Raw genomic sequence first — 19,275 nt, 5'->3', positions numbered from 1 at the left:
TGCGTGTGCCTCAGATCGTGTACGCGGAGTGTGGGACGGCCCGGTCCCAGACGGCCTCGAACGCCGACGAGCACAGCTTCACGACGTCGGGGGCGTCCTCGATCTCGTCACCCAGGTACGCGCCTTCTCCCGAGAAGTGTCCGAAGCGGACCAACTGCCCGTCGAACACCCAGAAGTCGTTGCCGGGCAGACAGAGGTCTGATGCCCTTCGGCGGGGCAGCCAGCGAATTCTCTCCCCGGCGGCGATGTTCGCGAAGGAGCCGTCGTAGAGGTAGCGGGTGTACTCGCTGACGGGCTCGGACACGATGCGGGCCCGACGGAACTCGACACCGCGACCGACGGATTCGGCCACCATGTCGAGCCAGGGGCGCCACCACGTCGCCCGGTCCTCCGGGTCCGGGCGGTACCCGGCCTTCCAGGCCGCTACGCGCGGAGCTTCGTCGGGGTCGTCGTAGTGGTCGCGCATCTCCAGATGTACGGCCGAGTGGCGGCAGTTGGCGAGCAGCTCAGCGAACGGCGGTGCCGTCTGCGGCATCGCAAGCCTCCCGGACCGCGGCGGCCATGCGCAGCGGTAGTCGAACGACGGCTTCGGTGTCCGGGATCGGGCCCGTCCTCAGGCAGGCCGTCCGTGTCTCCTCGTCGGCCTTCCAGCCCTGGAGCACGATCTCCTGATTCTCGTCGTCCACCCACACCGTGGGGCAGTTCGCCCCGTCCGTCTCGGGGTCTTTGGCGACGAACCGCAGCGACACAGCAGCCTCCCCGGGCTACGCGGATTGCACCGGCTTCTACTTCTACGCCAGAGCCTTCCGAGCGCGCAGTCCGTCGTCAAGAGGGCGGTTCCGGCCACGTGCTGACGCATGCGGACCGGATGCGGAGACCGAATGGGTTGTCGTACGGTCTGCCCCGTCGCCCCGCCCCCTTCAACCGGTGTGCAGCATCAGGCCGATGCCCACGACCATCAGTCCGGCCGCCGCGATCCTGGGGGTGCCGAACCGTTCCTTGAAGAACAGTGTCCCGATCGCGGCGCCCACGATGATCGACGACTCCCGCAGCGCGGCGACCGGGGCCAGGGGGGCTCTGGTCTGGGCCCACAGGACGAGGGCGTACGCGGTGACCGACAGGGTCGCGCCGAGCAGGCCGCGTCTCAGGTACGGGGACAACTCGGCGGCCAGCGCGCCGCGTCGGCGCCAGAAGGCGTACGCGGGGATGATCAGGCCCTGGATGATCATCAGCCAGCCGATGTAGCCGAGCGGGGTGCCCGCGGCGCGGACGCCGACCCCGTCGACCGTGGTGTACGCGGCGATCGCCAGGCCCGTCGCCAGGGCCGCCAGGATCGCCGGGCCGTGCGGGCGGCTGCCGGAACCGCGGATGCCCCACAGCGCCAGGCCCACCAGCCCGGCCGAGGCCACCGCGACGCCCGCCGTCGCCCAGCCGTCGGGGCGTTCGCCGACGAAGACGGCGGCCAGGACCGTCACCACGAGCGGGGCCGTGCCCCGGGCGATCGGATACATCTGGCCGAAGTCGCCCAGCGTGAACGAGCGCATCAGCAGTGCCATGTAGGCGACGTGCAGGCCCGCCGAGAGCAGCAGGTAGGGCCAGGCACCGGCCGCCGGAAGCGGTGCCGCCGAGGCCAGGACGGCGCCGATCAGCGCGCCGCCCCCGGAGATCAGGGTGAAGGACAGGAGCTGGTCGCGTATCGCGTGGGCGATGGCGTTCCAGCCGGCGTGGGTGATCGCGGCCGCCAGGACGGCGACCGCCACCAGGGGGGTCACGCCGTCTGCTCGCGCACGTCCACCAGGGTGCCGCCGGCGTGCGTGACCAGGGCCTTCGGGTCGAGCGGGAACACGGTGTGCGGGGTGCCCGCGGCCGCCCACACCACCGGGTGGTCGAGCAGTCCCCGGTCGGCCAGCACACGGGTCTTCGTGCGGTGGCCGAAGGGCGGGACGCCGCCGATCGCGTACCCCGTGGTCTCCCGTACGAGGTCGGCGCCCGCCCGCTTGACCTCGGCCGCGCCGAGTTCGGTCCGTACGCGCTCCACGTCCACCCGGGACGAGCCGTCCATCAGGACGAGCACCGGGGTGCCGTCCGCCTCGAAGATCAGCGACTTGACGATCTGGCTGAGCGCGCAGCCGATCGCGGCGGCGGCCTCGACGGCGGTGCGGGTGGCGTCCGGGAAGCGGCGCACCTCGACGTCGAGGCCCAGCTCACGCAGGGCCTCGGCGAAGCGGGGGTGGGCGTCGGAAGGGGGCGCGGTGGGAGTCGTGTCCGATGTGCTCATGGCCGCACGCTACTGAACGGGCCGCCCCCGGCACCAGGGAGTTCGGGGGCGGTGGGCGTGAGGCCGGGGGCGGCGTCCGGGCGAACCGGCCCCCGGTGACGCCCCGGCCAACAGATCACGTTCCGCCCACGCCCCCGCTCACGGACCGGCGCGCAGGACCGCCGCGACCACCGGGCCCGCCGCGTCGCCGCCGTGGCCGCCGGACTGGACGACCGCCGCCGCCGCGAGGTCGTTGCTGAAGCCGACGAACCAGCTGTTGGACGTGGACTGGCCGTCCACCTCGGCGGAGCCGGTCTTGGCGCCCTTGTCGCCGCCGACCGAGGCCATCGCCTTGGTGCCGGTGCCGGTCGGGCTGGTCGCGGTGAAGCGCATCATGTCCCGCAACTGCTGTCCCACGTCGCCCGGGAGCGGGCGGGCGGTGGCGAACGGCCGGTCGTCCAGGTCGCGGGCGACGACGTAGGGCTGCTTGAAGGCGCCGTTCTTCGCGGTCGCGGTGACCGACGCCATGTTCAGCGGGCTCATGAGGATCTTGCCCTGGCCGATGTAGGAGGCCGCGGTCTCGGCCCCCGAGGACTCCGGGACGCTGCCGTCGAAGGACTCCACCCCGGTCTTCCAGTTGTCCTGGCCCAGGCCGAAGTAGTCGCGGGCCTCCTGGCCGAGCGCCGTGCCCGCCCGGTCGCCGAGCGGCTTGACCGGCTTGATGAAGGCCGTGTTGCAGGACTGGCCGAAGGCGTCGCGCAGGGTGCCGTTCGCGATGGAGAAGTCCTTGAGGTTGTGGAAGGTCACGCCCTCCCACGACACGGTGGACGGGCATTCCACCGGGGAGTTGATGTTCCCCAGCCCGTTCTGGATGATCATCGCGGCCGTCACGATCTTCATCGTGGAGCCGGGGGCCAGCGTGCCCCGCATGGCCGCGTCGTAGCCGTCCGCCCGGTTGTTGGCTATCGCCTGTATCGCGCCGGTCGAGGGCTGGATCGCCACCACGGAGGACTCGCCGTACCGCTTGACCGCGGCCTCGGCCGCCGCCTGGACCTTCGCGTCGAGCGTCGTGCGCAGCGTGCCGGGCTTCCCCTTGGCGAGCGTCAGCAGCGTGGTGTCCGGCTGTTCCGCGTCGTCGGACTCGATCCAGGTCTCGATGCCGGGCGAACCGCCGGCGGTGTCGCCGTACTTCTCACGGAGGCTGTCCAGGACCGGGCCCAGCGACGGGTAGGTCTTCTTGTCCAGCACCGTGCCGTCGCGGTCCACGGCCTCGATCGAGGCGACGGAGGACTCGCCGGTCTTCAGGACCGCGCCCTCGGTCAGCTCCGGGTGGATCACCGCGGCGTCCCAGTCGACGAGGGCCTTGCCGGTGGTCAGGCCGCGCACCACGGTCAGCTCGGAGGCGTACGACCAGGGCTTGGTCTTCCCCTCGTAGGAGACCGTCGCCTTCACCGTGTACGGCACCTTCGCGCCGGTGGCCGGGCCCGGGGTGATCACCGCGTCGGTGACGTGGGCGTCCTCGGCGTACCCCGTCAGCAGCGGTTCGGCCGCCGTGGCGTTGTTGGTGAGCTGTGCGGCGGTCGCGGCGTCGCCGGACGCCCACGCCGTCAGGAAGTCCTTCGAGGTCCGCTCGATCTCGGTCTCGCTCGGCGGGCCGGTCTTCACCTCGGTGGACTCGGCGACGGTGTCCGTGCCGCCCCCGGTGTCGTCCGAGATCACGCTGTACGCGCCGTAGCCGATCCCTCCGGCCGCCAGCACGAACACGCCGCCGACCACGGCGACCTTCGCTCCACTGCGCATCGGTGCGGTTCCCCTCCCCAGGAGCCCCCCTCCACATGTTCTGAACGCGTTCAGAAACCCGGGGGTTTTCTGGGGACTCTACGGGACGGCTCTGACATGTGAAGGGGTCGTTACCGGACCGCGACGCATCGCGAGAGAGCGCTTTCCAGCCGAATTCCCGGCGTTCTCACACCCAGGTGTCCAGCCACATCCGGTCCCGCCAGGCGTTCTCCGGGATCGACGTGCCCGTGTACAGCGGCCAGAAATAGACGAAGTTCCACACGATCAGCAGGATCAGCACACCCGCCGCGATCGCCCCCAGCATCCGTCTGCGCTCGCCGGACGGATCACCGCCGGGCAACGGGCGGGCCGCCGGACCGAGCAGCGCGCCGATCAGCATCGTCACCGCCAGACAGAGGAACGGCACGAACACGACCGCGTAGAAGAGGAAGATCGTCCGCTCCTGGTAGAGGAACCAGGGCACCCAGCCCGCCGCGACCCCGCAGGCGATGGCGCCGGCCCGCCAGTCGCGGCGGAAGAACCAGCGCCACAGCACGTACAGCAGCGCCACACAGGCCGCCCACCACAGCAGCGGGGTGCCGATCGCCAGGACCTCGCGGGCGCACTTGCCGGTCTGAGACGCGGCGCAGCCCGGCTCCTCCTCGTAGAAGTACGAGACCGGGCGGCCCAGCACGATCCAGCTCCACGGGTTGGACTGGTAGGTGTGGCCGGAGGTCAGGCCGACGTGGAAGTCGTACACCTGGTTCTCGTAGTGCCACAGGCTGCGCAGCCAGTCCGGCAGCCAGGTCCAGTTGCCGCCCTTGCCCTCGGTGGCCGCCCAGTCGCGGTAGTAGCCCTTGTCCGAGAGGATCCAGCCGGTCCACGAGAGGAGGTACGTGCCGATCGCGACCGGCACCGTGGAGGCGAACGCGGGCAGCAGGTCCCGCAGCAGCACCGCGCGGTAGGGCCGCACCGCACCCGCCGTACGGCGCGCGCCGACGTCCCAGAGCACCGCCATCACCCCGAACGCGGCCAGGATGTACAGCCCGTTCCACTTGGTGGCGAAGGCCAGCCCGAGCATCAGACCCGCGGCGAGACGCCAGGGGCGCCACCCCAGCCGCAGCGTCTCGGCGGTCCGGGCGTCCGGGCGCAGCCCCCCGTCCTCGCCCGCCGGCAGCGCGGCGGCCAGCTTGCGGCGGGACCAGTCGCGGTCGATCAGGAGGCAGCCGAAGGCCGCGAGCACGAAGAACATCAGGACGAGGTCGAGCAGGGCGGTCCGGCTCATCACGAAGTGCAGGCCGTCCACCGCCAGCAGGGTGCCCGCCAGACAGCCGAGGAACGTGGAGCGGAACAGCCGCCGCCCGATCCGGCACAGCATCAGGACCGAGACGGTGCCCAGCAGGGCCACCATGAAGCGCCAGCCGAACGGGGTGAACCCGAAGAGCTGCTCACCGAGGCCGATGATCCACTTGCCGACCGGCGGGTGCACGACGTACCCGGGATCGGCCGGGACCTCCACCGCCGACGGGTTGCTCAGGATCAGCTTGTCGACGTCCTTGGGCCACGCGCCCTCGTACCCCTGGTTGACCAGCGCCCAGGCGTCCTTGGCGTAGTACGTCTCGTCGAATATCACCGCCTTCGGGCTGCCCAGGTTCCAGAACCGCAGCACCCCGGCGACCAGCGCCACCAGCAGCGGCCCGCCCCAGGCGGACCAGCGCACCAGGCGGTCGGCCGCCGCCGGCGGCACGGCGAGCACCTCCCAGAACTGCCGTCCGGGCCGGGTGTACGGCGGCACCAGGCGCTCACGCAGCCCCGTCTCCGGCCGTGCGGAACGGCCGAATCGGCGCAGCCGCCGCTGCCAGGAGGGCGGCTGGTCGCGGGCGGGATCCCCGGCGTCGTTGCCCTGATGGGCCTCGGGCGCAGTACTCGTCACCGCGCCATCGTAGGGAACGCGTCTGTGCGAGGGGCGCCGCCCGTGCTGGGAGGATGGCCGATGTGACTGGAACGACTGGAACGCTCGTACTCGCAGGGACCCCCATCGGCGACGTGGCGGACGCCCCGCCGAGGCTCGCCGCCGAACTGGAGACCGCCGATGTGGTGGCCGCCGAGGACACCCGGCGGCTGCGCCGTCTCACCCAGGCCCTCGGCGTCCGCACGACGGGCCGGGTCGTCTCCTACTTCGAGGGCAACGAGGCCGCGCGGACGCCCGAGCTGGTGGAGGCGCTGGCCGACGGGGCACGGGTCCTGCTGGTCACGGACGCCGGGATGCCGTCCGTCTCCGACCCCGGCTACCGGCTCGTCGCGGCGGCCGTCGAGCGGGACATCAGGGTCACCGCGCTGCCGGGGCCCTCGGCCGTGCTGACCGCCCTCGCGCTGTCCGCGCTGCCCGTGGACCGCTTCTGCTTCGAGGGCTTCCTGCCGCGCAAGGCGGGCGAGCGGCTGGGCAAGCTGCGTGAGGTCGCCGACGAGCGGCGCACGATGGTCTTCTTCGAGGCGCCGCACCGGCTGGACGACACCCTGGCCGCGATGGCCGAGGTGTTCGGCGCGGACCGCCGGGCGGCGGTCTGCCGGGAGCTGACGAAGACGTACGAGGAGGTGCGGCGCGGCCCGCTGGGTGAGCTGGCCGCCTGGGCCGCCGAGGGCGTACGGGGCGAGATCACCGTCGTCGTGGAAGGCGCGGCGGACACCACCGGCGAGCGGCCGGACGCCGCCGAGCTGGTGCGCAGGGTGCGGGTGCGCGAGGAGGCGGGGGAGCGGCGCAAGGAGGCCATCGCGGCGGTCGCCGCCGACGCCCACCTGCCCAAACGCGAGGTCTTCGACGCGGTGGTCGCGGCGAAGAACGCGGCCGGGACCACCCCGTCCGATGGCAAAGGGCAGGCCTGAAACGTAAAGCGGGCCCCGCGTGGAAGGCCCTGTTCCGGGCCTTCGGCCACAGAAGGACCAAGACCTCTCCAACACTCGGCAGAGCTGGTGCGCGGCGGCTCCGGAAGGCGTCCACTGGAAGGCGGAACGCATGTCCGGGGCACGGTCGGAGCACGGGGCCGGAGCGCCTGCCGGAGTGCTTGTCCACGGACAGGAGGAACAGGCATGAGCGAGAGCGCGGCAACCACGGTGCACGAGGCGTACGCCTTCGCGTGCATGAGGTGCGGACACGGCTGGGAACAGGCCTACGAGATAGAACACCACGTCGACGGCTCGGGCCACGCCTACGTGGTCTACCGGGCGGACGGGGAGCGGGTGCCCTCCCCGCTGTCCACCCCCACCTGCGCCAACTGCGGCGGGCACGTGGTCCGGATCATGCGGTCCGGCCGGGTCTCCGGCGCCCAGGCCCTGCTCCGGCCCGCGAAGGGCGCGCGGCCCCCGGGGGCTTCGGGTCCTTCGGGGACCAAGGGCGCGGAGGGCCGGGAGGGCCAGGAGGCCCCGGGCGCTCCCGAGGCCGCCGTGGACGGGGGAGCCGTGCCCGCGGCCGCCCTGGCCCCGGCGTCGGCGACGCACCACTGGCACCTCTCCGACCTGCTGCGCCCCTTCCACCGCGGGTGATCCCGCCGCCCCGGGCGGCCTGCGGGTGCCTGTGCGCGGGGGACCTTTCGTAGAGTCGGGGCATGAGCCGTACCGAAGCCCCGCCGCTGCCCGAACCCCTGCGTGTCCCGGTCGCCGACTCGCACACCCACCTGGACATGCAGGACGCCACCGTCGAGGAGGGCCTGGCCCGCGCCGAGGCGGTCAACGTGACCGCCGTCGTCCAGGTCGGCTGCGACGTGAAGGGCTCGTACTGGGCCGCCGAGACGGCCGCCGCCCACCCCTCCGTGCACGCCTCCGTCGCCCTGCACCCCAACGAGGCGCCCCGGATCGTGCACGGGGACCCGGACGGCGGCGCGCGCCAGGGGGCCAGGGAGCCGGGCGGGAGGGCGGCCCTGCACGAGGCGCTCGCCGAGATCGACGCCCTGGCCGCCCTCGCCCACGTACGCGGCGTCGGCGAGACCGGCCTCGACCACTTCCGTACGGGCCCCGAGGGCATCGCCGCCCAGGAGGAGTCCTTCCGGGCCCACATCGAGATCGCCAAGCGGCACGGCAAGGCCCTGGTCATCCACGACCGGGACGCCCACGCGGACGTGCTGCGCATCCTCGCCGAGGAGGGCGCGCCCGAGCGGACCGTCTTCCACTGCTACTCCGGGGACGCCGAGATGGCCCGGATCTGCGCGGCGGCCGGGTACTTCATGTCGTTCGCCGGCAACGTCACCTTCAAGAACGCCCAGCCGCTGCGTGACGCGCTGGCCGTGGCGCCGGTCGAGCTGGTCCTCGTGGAGACGGACGCCCCCTTCCTCACCCCCGCCCCGTACCGGGGGCGGCCCAACGCGCCCTACCTCGTCCCGGTCACGCTCCGGGCCATGGCCGAGGTGCGGGGCACCGACGAGGACACCCTGGCCGCCGCGGTCTACGACAACACCGCACGCGCCTTCGACTTCTGAGCCCGCCTGAGCGGCTTCTGAGCCCGCCTGAGCGAGCGGCGCCGGAACCGGCAGGCGGTCCCGCACGGCGGACGGGGCGGGCCAGGGCCGACGCGGCCCCCGCCGGGCGGGCCGGTCCCCGCCGCCGCCGTACGCTTACCGGGTGAGCACCACAGAGCCCGACGCCCTCCTGGGCCCCGCAGACATCCGCGAACTGGCGGCGGCGCTGGGCGTACGCCCCACCAAGCAGCGCGGCCAGAACTTCGTCATCGACGCCAACACGGTCCGCCGCATCGTCCGGACCGCCGAGGTGCGGCCCGACGACGTGGTGGTCGAGGTCGGCCCCGGGCTCGGCTCGCTGACCCTGGCGCTGCTGGAGGCGGCCGACCGGGTCGTCGCCGTCGAGATCGACGACGTACTCGCGGGCGCCCTGCCCGCCACCGTCGCCGCCCGGCTCCCGGAGCGCGCGGACCGCTTCTCCCTGGTGCACTCCGACGCGATGCTGGTGACGGAACTCCCCGGCCCGGCGCCGACCGCGCTGGTCGCCAACCTTCCGTACAACGTCGCGGTGCCGGTCCTGCTCACCATGCTGGAACGCTTCCCGTCCATCGAGCGGACGCTCGTGATGGTGCAGGCCGAGGTCGCCGACCGGCTGGCCGCCCGGCCCGGCAACAAGGTCTACGGCGTCCCCTCGGTCAAGGCCGCGTGGTACGCCCACGTCAAGCGCGCCGGGTCGATCGGGCGCACGGTGTTCTGGCCCGCCCCGAACGTCGACTCCGGGCTGGTGTCCCTGGTGCGCCGCACCGAGCCGGTCCGCACCACCGCGAGCCGCACCGAGGTGTTCGCCGTCGTGGACGCCGCCTTCGCCCAGCGCCGCAAGACGCTGCGCGCCGCACTGGCCGGCTGGGCGGGCTCCGCCGCCGCCGCCGAGACCGCCCTCATCGCGGCGGGCGTCTCCCCGCAGGCGCGGGGCGAGTCGCTGACGGTCGAGGAGTTCGCCGCCGTCGCCGAGAACAAGCCGGTGGACCAGACGTCCGGGAGCAACGCATGAGTGTCACCGTCCGAGTCCCCGCCAAGGTCAACGTGCGGCTGTCCGTGGGTGCCGCGCGCCCCGACGGCTTCCACGACCTGGCCAACGTCTTCCTCGCGGTCGGCCTCTACGACGAGGTCACCGTCGCCCCCGCCGAGACCCTGCGGATCACCTGCTCCGGGCCGGACGCCGCCCAGGTCCCGCTGGACTCCACCAACCTCGCGGCCCGCGCCGCGACCGCGCTGGCCGAGCGGTACGGCATCAGCCCGGACGTCCACCTCCACATCGCCAAGGACATCCCCGTCGCCGGGGGCATGGCGGGCGGCAGCGCGGACGGGGCCGCCGCCCTGGTGGCCTGCGACGCGCTGTGGTCCACCGGCGCATCCCGCGACGAACTGCTCGCCATCTGCGCCGAGCTGGGCAGCGATGTGCCGTTCAGCCTGATCGGCGGGGCGGCGCTGGGCGTCGGCCGCGGGGAGCGGCTGACCCCGATCGAGGTCGGCGGCACCTTCCACTGGGTCTTCGCGGTCGCCGACGGCGGGCTGTCCACCCCGGCCGTGTACGCGGAGTTCGACCGGCTCACCGCGGGCACCCCGGTCCCCGCCCCCACCGCGCCGCCCGCGCTCCTGGACGCCCTGCGCAAGGGCGACACCGCCGGGCTCGCCGACGCCCTCGGCAACGACCTCCAGCCCGCCGCGCTCTCCCTGCGCCCCTCGCTCGCCGGCACCCTCGCCGCGGGCACGGCGGCCGGTGCCCTGGCCGCGCTGGTCTCGGGGTCCGGGCCGACCACGGCGTTCCTGGCCGCCGACGCGGAGGCGGCCCGGAAGGTGGCCGACGCCCTGGCGGCCTCGGGCACCTGCCGAGGGGTCCGCACAGCGGTGTCCCCGGCACCGGGGGCGACGGTCCGGGAACCGTAGGCGTCCAGGGGCGGCGGCGGGGGCCACCGCACCCCGCACGCCGTACTCCGCGTGGCGACTACCCTGGGACGTCGAGCGGTCCCCGCATCCGGGACCCCCGAGGCAGGAGTGAAATGGCCGTCAATCTGGTCAATGTCGAGCAGGTCAGCAAGGTGTACGGCACCCGTGCCCTGCTCGACGGCGTATCCCTCGGGGTGTCCGAGGGCGACCGGATCGGCGTCGTCGGCCGCAACGGCGACGGCAAGACGACGCTCATCCGGATGCTCGCCAAACTGGAGGAGGCGGACACCGGGCGGGTCACCCACAGCGGCGGGCTGCGCCTGGGCGTCCTCACCCAGCACGACTCGCTGGACCCGCAGGCCACCATCCGGCACGAGGTCATCGGCGACCTCGCGGACCACGAGTGGGCGGGCAGCGCCAAGATCCGCGACGTGCTGACGGGCCTCTTCGGCGGGCTGGCCCTGCCCGGCTTCGAGCACGGTCTGGACACCGTCATCGCCCCGCTCTCCGGCGGTGAGCGCCGCCGGATCGCCCTGGCGAAGCTGCTCATCGCCGAGCAGGACCTGATCGTGCTCGACGAGCCCACCAACCACCTCGACGTCGAGGGGATCTCCTGGCTGGCCGCGCACCTGCGGGCCCGGCGCTCCGCGCTGGTCTGCGTGACCCACGACCGCTGGTTCCTGGACCAGGTCTGCACCCGCATGTGGGACGTCCAGCGGGGCGCGGTCCACGAGTACGAGGGCGGCTACAGCGACTACGTCTTCGCCCGCGCCGAGCGCGAGCGGATCGCCGCGACCGAGGAGGTCAAGCGGCAGAACCTGATGCGCAAGGAGCTGGCCTGGCTCCGGCGCGGCGCCCCCGCCCGTACGTCCAAGCCGCGCTTCCGCATCGAGGCGGCCAACGAGCTGATCGCCGACGTGCCGCCGCCGCGCGACACCAGCGAGCTGATGAAGTTCGCGAACGCCCGGCTCGGCAAGACCGTCTTCGACCTGGAGGACGTGACCGTCCAGGCCGGTCCCAAGACCCTGCTCACCCACCTCACCTGGCAGCTCGGCCCCGGCGACCGCATCGGCCTGGTCGGGGTCAACGGCGCGGGCAAGACCTCGCTGCTGCGGGCGCTCGCGGACGCGGCCCGCAGCCAGGGCGAGGTGCAGCCCGCGGCCGGGAAGATCGTCGCGGGCAAGACCGTCAAGCTGGCCTACCTCTCGCAGGAGGTGGCGGAGCTGGACAAGAACCTGCGCGTCCTCGAAGCGGTCCAGCAGGTGCGCGACCGGGTGGACCTCGGCAAGGGCCGTGAGATGACCGCGGGCCAGCTCTGCGAGCAGTTCGGCTTCTCCAAGGAGAAGCAGTGGACCCCGGTGGGGGACCTGTCCGGCGGCGAGCGGCGGCGGTTGCAGATCCTCCGCCTGCTGATGGACGAGCCCAACGTCCTCTTCCTCGACGAGCCCACCAACGACCTGGACATCGAGACCCTGACCCAGCTGGAGGACCTCCTCGACGGCTGGCCCGGCTCGATGATCGTCATCTCCCACGACCGGTTCTTCATCGAGCGGACCACGGACCGGGTGATGGCCCTGCTCGGTGACCGGTCGCTGCGGATGCTGCCGCGCGGTGTGGACGAGTACCTGGAGCGCAGGAAGCGCATGGAGGAGGAGGCCGCACCGGCTTCCGCAGCCGCCTCCTCCGCGCCGAAGGCGGCCCCGGCCGCCACGGTGTCGCCGCAGGCCGCTCGGGCGGCCAAGAAGGAGCTCCAGAAGGTGGAGCGGCAGCTCGACAAGATGTCCACGCGGGAGACGGAGCTGCACGCCCAGATCGCCTCGCATGCCACCGACTTCGAGAAGGTGGCGGCCCTCGACGCCGAGCTGCGTGAACTGGTCGCGGAGCGCGACGAGTTGGAGATGCGCTGGCTGGAGCTGGCCGAGGACGCCTGAGGCCGGACCCCCTCCGGCCGGGTGGTACGGCGGGCGGGTGGTGGGCGGTTGTACCGGCGGTACGGCCGCCCGGCGGCGGATTCGTGAGGCGCCTGAGGGTTTGCCATGGCGAAGTGGGCGCCCTGGGCGGCATGGTGACGACCCGTCACCCGAGCGTGGTGACGGGCGTCCGGCGGAACCGGGTAACGAGGGCATCACGGCCCGGTTCTCCCTTGGGAACAGGGCATGGCCCGAACCGGTGGCCGAAGTGATACGGGTGGTACAAAGAAGCCCCGCTCGACTGTCGTAACGCCGCGCCACCCGTGCCCGATTCGCTCCTTTCCGAGGGGAATTCCGCCCCACGGAATCGCGGGGGAGAACGAACCGGGCAACGGACCGCACCGCACGAAGGGGGACGTGCTGATGACCCAGCCGCCCAGCCAGCAACCGCCGCCGGGAGGCTTCGGGGCTCCGCAGGAGCCGCCGCAGGGGACTCCTCAGCCGCCGCCCCAGCCGCAGACCCCGCCCACGGCCGGTCCGCCGCAGACCCCGCCGCCCGCCGGCCCGCCCCCGGCGCCGGGGCAGCCGCCCGCCGCCCCGCCGTCCGCCCCGCCGGTGCCTCCGGCCGCCCCGGCCGACCAGCCGCCCACGCAGCCCGGCTACGGCTACCCGCAGCCCCCGGCCGGACAGCCCGGGTACGGCTACCCGCAGGCCCCCGGCCCGTACGGCCAGCAGCCGGGGCCGTACCACCAGGCCCCCGGCCCGTACGGCCAGCAGCCCGGCCCGTACAACCAGGCCCCCGGCCCGTACGGACAGCCGGGTGCGCCCGGTGGCTACGGCTATCCGCAGCAGCAGTACCCCGGGGCGCCCGCACCGGCCGGCGGTCCGAAGCGCGGCCTGTTCAAGGGGAAGCCCGCCGTCCTCATAGGCGCGGCCGTCGCCGCGCTGCTCGTCGTCGGCGGTGGCGTCTACTTCGCCCTCGGCACCGACGACGACCCGAAGAAGCCCGTGGCCAAGGAGAGCACCGGCACCGAAACGCCGAGCGCCTCCCCCTCCGTGGACGAGGGCGACGGCACGGGCGGGGGCCGGGAGACGAACGACGACCTCAACGCCGGGCGCAAGGAGGGCGAGGCGAAGGTCCTCTGGCTGACGACGAACGACATCGACGTCCCCCGCAACGGCGCCGACGTGTACGGCCCGTGGATCGTCGGCGACACCCTCGTCAAGGGGATGTACCGCTCGGTCGTCGGCTACGGGGTGGCCGACGGCAAGCCGAAGTGGACCGTCCCGCTGCCCGCCGACATGTGCGCGGCCCCGAACAACCCCACCGAGGACGGCAAGATCGTCATCGGCGTCATGGACGGCACCAGCGAGAAGGCGAAGTGCGCCGATCTCCAGATGATCGACCTCACCACCGGCAAGGCCGGCTGGAAGAAGTCGGTCAAGAAGAACGGCGCCTGGGACATACTGTCCGACATCCAGCTGGCGATCAGCGGGGACACCGTGACCGTCGGCCGGACCGGCAACTCCAACGCCTACCGGGTCGGTGACGGCAAGGAACTGTTCGCGAACCCCTCGGGCAACTGCCAGCCGTTCGCGTTCGCCGGCGGCCCCAAGCTCATCGCCGCGGTCAACTGCCGCACCGACGACGTGGACAACCCCCAGCACCAGATCCAGGAGCTCGACCCGGTCACCGGGAAGGCCCGGTGGACGTACGTGCCCAAGCGCGGCTGGGAGATCGACAAGGTCTACTCGGTGAACCCGCTGGTCGTCTCGCTGACCAAGGACAAGGAATGGTCCATCCTCGCCCTCAACGGCAACGGCACCAACCGTTCCGGACTGGTCAGTGACAAGGGGGACGGCTTCTCGGTCGACTGCGGCCACGACTTCTCGGTCTTCGGCCAGGAGCTCGAAGGCTGCACGGGTGTCGCGGCCGACGCCGACACCTTCTACATGGCGACCAAGGACGACACCAGCGGCGAGAGCCGCACCAACAAGGTCGTCGCGTTCGACCTGGACACCGGCAAGACCAAGTGGAAGGCCCCGGCCCCGGACGGACGCGTCGTGAAGCCGATCGGCATGGAGGGCGGCAAGGTGCTGCTCTACATGGAGCCCACGTACGACAAGGGCGGAGCGATCGCCACGCTCGCGCCCACCGGCGGCGCCCCGTCCGTCGTGCTCCAGCACCCGGACTCCACGAACCGGATCGAGGGCGGCTTCTTCACCTCCAAGACCGCCTACGCCGGTGGCCGTTCCTTCATCGTCACCGGACGCGTCAGCGCCTCCAACGACGCGGAGGAACTGGAGCAGACGACCATGATGGCCTTCGGCGAGTGACGGCCCACGGCGTCACCCACCGCCCCTTCTCTTCGCATCCCCCAGAGGTACGCACGCCATGACCCAGCCGAACGACGAATCGCCCCAGGGCGGCTTCGGCGCCCCGCAGGACCCGCCCCCCGGCGGCTTCGGCGCGCCGTCCACCCCGCCGCCGCCCCCCGCCGACCCGCTCGGCAAGCAGCCCCCGGCCCAGCCTCCGGCCGCCCCGGCGGGCCCGCCCACACCTCCCGCCGGCGGTTTCGGCGCCCCGCAGGACCCGCCCCCCGGCGGGTACGGCACCCCGCCGCCGCCCGGTCAGACCCCGCCGCCGCCCGCGCCGGGGCAGGCTCCCCCGCCCGCCGGTTACGGCTACCCGCAGGCACCCCCGCCGGGACAGCCGGGTTACGGCTACCCGCAGCAGCCCCCGCCCGGTCAGCCCGGCTACGGCTACCCGCAGCAGCCCGGACAGCCCGGCGCGTATCCGCCGCAGGGCCACGGTTACCCGACCGCGCCGATGCAGCCGCAGTACGCGACCCCGCCGCCGGGCGGCGGCAAGAAGATCGGCACCCAGACGAAGATCATCGTCGCGGCGGTGGTCGCCGTGGCGCTGATCATCGGCGGCGGCGTCATCTACGCGGCGGGCGGTGACGACGGGGGCTCCAAGAAGAACGAGGCGTCCTCCGCCGGTACCACCGGCGGCGAGGGCAAGGACGACAAGGGCGACGGGCTCGCCGGCGGCAAGGAGAAGGCACCGGCGAACACCGCGTCGAAGGTCGGCTTCCAGCTGGAGCAGCCGAAGGTGGACGACCGGATGACGGTCGTCGGTTCCTGGATCACCGACAAGGCGTACGTCAAGCCCGGCGTGTACGAGATCACCGGCTTCGACATCGACAAGGGCACCAAGCTCTGGTCCGTTCCGCTCAAGGGCCAGATCTGCGCGGCCTCCCGGCACATGAGCGAGGACTACAAGACGGCCGTCGTCTTCGAGGAGGCCAAGCCCACCAAGGAGGCCAAGTACCCGTCGTGCAACCAGGTCGGCGCGCTCGACATGACCACCGGCAAGCTCCTGTGGAGCAAGTCGGTCACCTCCTCCAGCAGCGGTGACAAGCCGGTCAGGTTCGACGAGGTCACGCTGAGCGGCACCACGGTCGCCGCGGGCGGTACCGGCGGCGGCGCCGCGTTCAACCTGGACACCGGGGCCGAGCTGTGGAAGCCGAAGACCGACGCCCAGGGCTGCTACGACCGTGGCTACGGCGGCGGTGAGGCCCTGGTCGCGGTCCGCGCCTGCGGTTCCTACGACGATCCCCAGGTCAGCATCCAGCCGCTGGACGCGACCACGGGCGCGCCGGTGTCCTCGTACACCATGCCCGCCGGGGTGGACTACGCCCACATCGTGTCCACGAAGCCGCTCGTCGTGGCGGCCGACGTCGGCGACACCGCCGGGGACGGCAGCAGCATCTCCGACTTCTTCTCGATCGACGCGCAGACCGGCAAGCTGATCGTCAGGATCTCCGCGGACGCCGACAAGTACGCCGGTGACTGCGGCTCCACCGAGGTCGAGAAGTGCACGGCCCTCGCGGTCGGCAACAACCGGATCTACGTGCCGACCGAGGAGCACGAGGGCGGCGGCGAGTACGGCCGGACCAACGAGATCGTCGCGTTCGACCTGACCACCGGGAAGCTCGTCGGCGGCAAGGCGGACGCGGGCGACCGCCACCACCTCGTCCCGCTGCGCATGGACGGCACCAACGTGATCGCGTACAAGGCGCCCCCGTACGACGAGGGCGGGCAGATCGTGTCCGTCGACGGCTCCACCTTCAAGGAGACCGTGCTGATGAAGAACCCGGGCGACGAGACGGTCCGCAAGACGGAGAGCAGCTTCTCCGCGTACTTCGAGGACATCCTCTACGGCGAGGGCCGGATGTTCCTCTCGCCCAGGTCGCTCTCCACGCCCAGCAGCGCGTTCCCCGACGAGAAGCAGTACCTCGCGGTGTCCTTCACCACCCACTGACCCGTCCCACGGGTGAGCGGCGGCCCTGCCGGGCGATCGGTCGACCGGCAGGGCCGATCGTTTTCCGCCCGCCAAGTAGCCCTGAACACAGCAGAATTCGGCATTCTGGGGGCTCCTGCCCGATAGAGGGCGCACCGCGTCGAACAAGCGTGTAACTTGCCGGGTCCAGAGGGGCGGCCGGGGGGCCTGTTCCAGGACACACAACAGCACAGGGGGGTTGCTCGCATGGGTGTGCGGCTCATGGTGGTCGATGACCACCGTCTGCTCGCCGAGGCGCTCGCCTCGGCACTGAAACTGCGCGGGCACCGGGTACTGGCGGCGGCCGCGCCGACGGCAGGGGCCGCCGAACTCGTGGTCAGCCGGGCGCCGGAGGTCTGCCTCTTCGGGACGGCGACGCCGGCCGAACCGGGCGCCTTCGACCCGATCGTACGGATCGGGCGGGAGCGCCCCCAGGTGGCCGTCGTGGTGCTCGGCCCGGTGCCGAGCCCGCGTGGGATCGCCGCGGCCTTCGCCGCCGGGGCGGCCGGATACGTCCGCCACGACGAACGGATCGAGGGCGTCGAGCGCGCCATGGCCAAGGCCCGCGCCGGAGAGGCCGCCATCGCCCCCCAACTGCTGCGGGGCGCCTTCTCCGACCTCCTCCACCCACCGGTCCAGCCCGACGACGAGGGGCAACGGCTGCTGCGGATGCTCACCCCGCGCGAGGTCGAGGTGCTGTTACGGGTCGCGGAGGGCGACGACACCCGGCTGATCGCGGCCGGGATGGGCATCGCGCCGAGCACCGCGCGCACCCATGTGCAGCGGGTCCTGATGAAGCTGGGGGTGGGCTCCCGGCTGGAGGCGGCGGCGCTGGCCGCCCGCACGGGGCTGCTGGACCGGGCCGCCGCGACGCGGAAGGCCCCGGGCCGCCCCGCGTGAGGACGGCGACGGCCCGGCGCGGACGGCGACGGCCCGGCCCGCGCGGACCGGGGCCCGTACCGGCACCCCGGCCTTGCGCGGACCGACCGGGCACAGCGGCGGTCTGGGCAGAAGTCCGTACGCGGTGGTGCAAGGCGACGTCGTACGTGCTCAGGCTGCGACGCCGAGTTCTGTGCGGGTGCGGTGGATGAAGTCACGGACGGAGGGCTCGCGCCGCCAGGGGGCGAGGGCAGTGTTGAACTCGCGGACGTAGTCCTTGGCCCGGCTCGACTGGACGCGGGCGAGGATGTCGACGGACCGGTTGCCCAGTGCGAGGCCGTGGTCGAGGTCGCGGGCCTGGAGGTGGGCGGTCCCCACGATCGCGAGCCGCATCCCGACGGAGCGGGTGAACACCCCGGACGGCATGGCGGCTGCCCGCTGGTTCCAGGCCAGTGACGCCTTGGGGTTCTTCAGGTCGCGGAAGACCTCGGCGGCGTCCGCGGACAGCCTCGCGTGGTGATAGAAGTCGATCCACGCGGGCTCGTCGCCACTGGTCCGGTCGGCCCGGCTGATGAGGTCCTCGGACACCGCGAGGACCCGTGAGGCGGTCCTGGCGTTGTTCTCGCGGGCGTGGGCCCGGGCCTCGATGAGCTTGGTGAACGCCAGGACACGCGGGGCGGCCCGGCCCTTGGCGCGTTCGAAAGCTCCCTGGGCCATATCGACGGCCTCGGAGGGGAAGCCCCTCAGCAGGGACTGCATGGCCATTGTGGTCAGGACGTAGCAGCCGAGCTGGACGTCACCGCCCGCACGGGCCAGGCGGAGGGCCTGGATGAAGTGCCGTTGGGCCACATCGTGCTGGCCGACGTCGAAGGCGGTCCACCCGGCCAGCCTCGACAGTTCGGAGGTGACGGAGAACAGGTCGCGGCCCACGTCATCGGTGAAGGAACCCCGCAGGAGCGGGGCGGCCCGTTCCTGGAGGCAGACGGTGACAGAGTTGGCCTTCCAGTTCCCGCCGCCGTATTTGGAGTCCCAGCGGCGGGCCTCGGCGGCCGCGTCTCGGAGTTCTTCCAGGTCGGCCCGGCCGACCTGCTTGCCGTCGGCGAGGTCGGCGGCCTCGTCGGCGGGGGTGACCAGCCACCGTGTCACGGGGGTGGTGAACGCGGACACGGCGAAGCCGGATCCGGTCAGGAAGTCGCGGCGGTTCACGAAACTCCAGAACGACGTGGCCACTCGGACCGCATCAGCACGGTCCCGGGGGAAATCCAACCCCACATCGGCGTCCGGTGTCTCCGCATCACCCATACCGATTTCAGACAGAGACACGCGCCGCCCAAGCCGTTCCCTGAGGGCCTGCGCGAGCAACGTGGGCACCGGCCACTTGGGGATCATGCCCCGTCGGCACCAGTTCGCGAGCGAGGTATGCGAGTAGTCCGTCTCCGTCCCCGCGTGCTTGGCGAGCTGGTTGACTCGCAGGGCCAGGGACTTGTGGCTCGCGCCGCAGGTCTCGATGAGCCGGGCCAGATCCGCGTTCGGCGGTCGCTTCCGACGGCTTGTCGACGCCACCTTGATTCCCCTTTTCCACCAGGTCGGCAACAGGGCGGCCGACGAGGTAACGCCATGAGGCCGGGCCGCGTCGACTGGGAATTTTCAGTCGTACGCGTTCCGGCTGTGCACGGGAGACCGGTCCGGCTTCCCGTGCTTGAGGCACTG

16 protein-coding genes are annotated in these 19,275 nt (G+C 72.5%); 9 read left to right on the top strand and 7 right to left on the bottom strand.

All coding sequences use genetic code 11. The features are described 5' to 3' along the window. Positions 1-10: 10 nt before the first annotated feature. The 6 genes from B9S64_RS13085 to B9S64_RS13060 all read right to left on the bottom strand — a co-directional run bounded on the left by B9S64_RS13085 (position 11) and on the right by B9S64_RS13060 (position 5,969). A complete protein-coding gene (locus B9S64_RS13085; protein ID WP_103491838.1) occupies positions 11-535 on the bottom strand; it encodes a DUF6879 family protein in 525 nt (174 codons plus the stop codon). Then, positions 507-749 carry a hypothetical protein gene (locus tag B9S64_RS13080; protein WP_103491837.1) on the bottom strand — a complete coding sequence of 81 codons (243 nt, stop codon included), beginning with the start codon at positions 747-749 and terminating at the stop codon, positions 507-509. Before B9S64_RS13080 ends, B9S64_RS13085 begins: the two co-directional genes overlap by 29 nt. Before the next feature lie 171 nt (positions 750-920). Further along, positions 921-1,772 carry an EamA family transporter gene (locus tag B9S64_RS13075; protein ID WP_103491836.1) on the bottom strand — a complete coding sequence of 284 codons (852 nt, stop codon included), beginning with the start codon at positions 1,770-1,772 and terminating at the stop codon, positions 921-923. Then, complete coding sequence (locus tag B9S64_RS13070) at positions 1,769-2,278, bottom strand: YbaK/EbsC family protein (RefSeq protein WP_103491835.1); 510 nt, start codon at positions 2,276-2,278, stop codon at positions 1,769-1,771. The genes B9S64_RS13075 and B9S64_RS13070 overlap by 4 nt, the downstream gene beginning before the upstream one ends. Positions 2,279-2,416: 138 nt before the next feature. Next, positions 2,417-4,057, bottom strand: a complete 1,641-nt coding sequence (locus tag B9S64_RS13065) for a penicillin-binding transpeptidase domain-containing protein (RefSeq protein WP_103491834.1) — start codon at positions 4,055-4,057, stop codon at positions 2,417-2,419. 166 nt (positions 4,058-4,223) lie between these two features. After that, positions 4,224-5,969, bottom strand: a complete 1,746-nt coding sequence (locus B9S64_RS13060) for a dolichyl-phosphate-mannose--protein mannosyltransferase (RefSeq protein WP_103491833.1) — start codon at positions 5,967-5,969, stop codon at positions 4,224-4,226. A 53-nt stretch (positions 5,970-6,022) separates the two neighbouring features. On the opposite strand from B9S64_RS13060, the gene rsmI reads away from it, so the two are divergent. The 9 genes from rsmI to B9S64_RS13015 all read left to right on the top strand — a co-directional run bounded on the left by rsmI (position 6,023) and on the right by B9S64_RS13015 (position 17,586). After that, entirely contained in the window at positions 6,023-6,919 is an 897-nt protein-coding gene (gene rsmI, locus B9S64_RS13055; RefSeq protein WP_103491832.1) for a 16S rRNA (cytidine(1402)-2'-O)-methyltransferase, read from the top strand. A 204-nt stretch (positions 6,920-7,123) separates the two neighbouring features. Continuing rightward, entirely contained in the window at positions 7,124-7,576 is a 453-nt protein-coding gene (locus B9S64_RS13050; RefSeq protein ID WP_103491831.1) for a hypothetical protein, read from the top strand. A gap of 62 nt (positions 7,577-7,638) precedes the next feature. Continuing rightward, the gene (locus B9S64_RS13045; RefSeq protein WP_103491830.1) at positions 7,639-8,505 is read left to right on the top strand and encodes a TatD family hydrolase; all 867 of its coding nucleotides are present in this window, start codon (positions 7,639-7,641) and stop codon (positions 8,503-8,505) included. Positions 8,506-8,647: 142 nt separating this feature from the next. Continuing rightward, the gene (gene rsmA, locus B9S64_RS13040; protein ID WP_103491829.1) at positions 8,648-9,535 is read left to right on the top strand and encodes a 16S rRNA (adenine(1518)-N(6)/adenine(1519)-N(6))-dimethyltransferase RsmA; all 888 of its coding nucleotides are present in this window, start codon (positions 8,648-8,650) and stop codon (positions 9,533-9,535) included. Then, positions 9,532-10,431: a 4-(cytidine 5'-diphospho)-2-C-methyl-D-erythritol kinase gene (locus tag B9S64_RS13035; protein WP_103491828.1), complete on the top strand. Its 900-nt coding sequence runs from the start codon at positions 9,532-9,534 to the stop codon at positions 10,429-10,431. The genes rsmA and B9S64_RS13035 overlap by 4 nt, the downstream gene beginning before the upstream one ends. Before the next feature lie 113 nt (positions 10,432-10,544). Beyond that, positions 10,545-12,362, top strand: coding sequence for an ABC-F family ATP-binding cassette domain-containing protein (locus B9S64_RS13030; RefSeq protein WP_103491827.1), 1,818 nt, complete (start codon positions 10,545-10,547; stop codon positions 12,360-12,362). Positions 12,363-12,764: 402 nt separating this feature from the next. Next, the gene (locus tag B9S64_RS13025) at positions 12,765-14,678 is read left to right on the top strand and encodes a PQQ-binding-like beta-propeller repeat protein (protein WP_109492224.1); all 1,914 of its coding nucleotides are present in this window, start codon (positions 12,765-12,767) and stop codon (positions 14,676-14,678) included. Positions 14,679-14,736: 58 nt separating this feature from the next. Further along, positions 14,737-16,668 carry a PQQ-binding-like beta-propeller repeat protein gene (locus B9S64_RS13020; RefSeq protein ID WP_109492049.1) on the top strand — a complete coding sequence of 644 codons (1,932 nt, stop codon included), beginning with the start codon at positions 14,737-14,739 and terminating at the stop codon, positions 16,666-16,668. A gap of 225 nt (positions 16,669-16,893) precedes the next feature. Continuing rightward, positions 16,894-17,586 carry a LuxR C-terminal-related transcriptional regulator gene (locus tag B9S64_RS13015; protein ID WP_103505011.1) on the top strand — a complete coding sequence of 231 codons (693 nt, stop codon included), beginning with the start codon at positions 16,894-16,896 and terminating at the stop codon, positions 17,584-17,586. Between the two features lie 150 nt (positions 17,587-17,736). Here B9S64_RS13015 and B9S64_RS13010 read toward each other — a convergent pair whose 3' ends face one another. Beyond that, positions 17,737-19,128, bottom strand: a complete 1,392-nt coding sequence (locus B9S64_RS13010; RefSeq protein WP_103488773.1) for a sporulation protein — start codon at positions 19,126-19,128, stop codon at positions 17,737-17,739. Between the last annotated feature and the right edge of the window lie 147 nt (positions 19,129-19,275).

The organism is Streptomyces sp. SM18 (assembly GCF_002910775.2).
Taxonomy (GTDB): Bacteria; Actinomycetota; Actinomycetes; order Streptomycetales; family Streptomycetaceae; genus Streptomyces; species Streptomyces halstedii.
The sequence above is the reverse complement of the archived record's forward strand: the minus strand, read 5'-3'. Positions and strand labels throughout refer to the sequence as shown.